Origin of the sequence: Parendozoicomonas verongulae (assembly GCF_009711465.1) — a bacterium.
Classification (GTDB): domain Bacteria; phylum Pseudomonadota; class Gammaproteobacteria; order Pseudomonadales; family Endozoicomonadaceae; genus Sansalvadorimonas; species Sansalvadorimonas verongulae.
The window spans coordinates 496-878 of record NZ_SMME01000446.1 but is presented as its reverse complement, the minus strand read 5'-3'; the positions used below and the strand labels follow the sequence as shown (position 1 = coordinate 878).

1 protein-coding gene is annotated in these 383 nt (G+C 54.3%); it reads left to right on the top strand.

What is annotated here, in order from left to right:
* Positions 1-38: 38 nt before the first annotated feature.
* Positions 39-383, top strand: a 345-nt coding sequence (locus E1189_RS00970; RefSeq protein ID WP_230459901.1) for a WD40 repeat domain-containing protein, incomplete at its 3' end; no start/stop codon positions are given.

The window sequence follows — 383 nt, the reverse complement described above, 5'->3', positions numbered from 1 at the left end:
CTTCAGCCCCGACGGAACTCACCTTGCGACCGCCTCTAATGATCATACCGCAAAAATCTGGGGGCTGGTTGACGGGCAATGGCAGGAAAAAGCCACTGTCCAGCATTCTGTGGCAGGAAAAAGCCACCATCCAGCATTCTCGCTACGTAACAAATGCCAGCTTCAGCCCCGACGGCACTCACCTTGTGACTGCCTCTAATGATCACACCGCCAAAATCTGGGGGCTGATTGACGGACAATGGCAGGAAAAAGCCACCGTTCAGCATTCTGACGGGGTAATACATGCCAGCTTCAGCCCCGGCGGAGCTCACCTTGTGACTGCCTCTTATGATTGCACCGCTAAAGTCAGCGGGCTTGTTGATGGGCAATGGAAGGAGAAAACC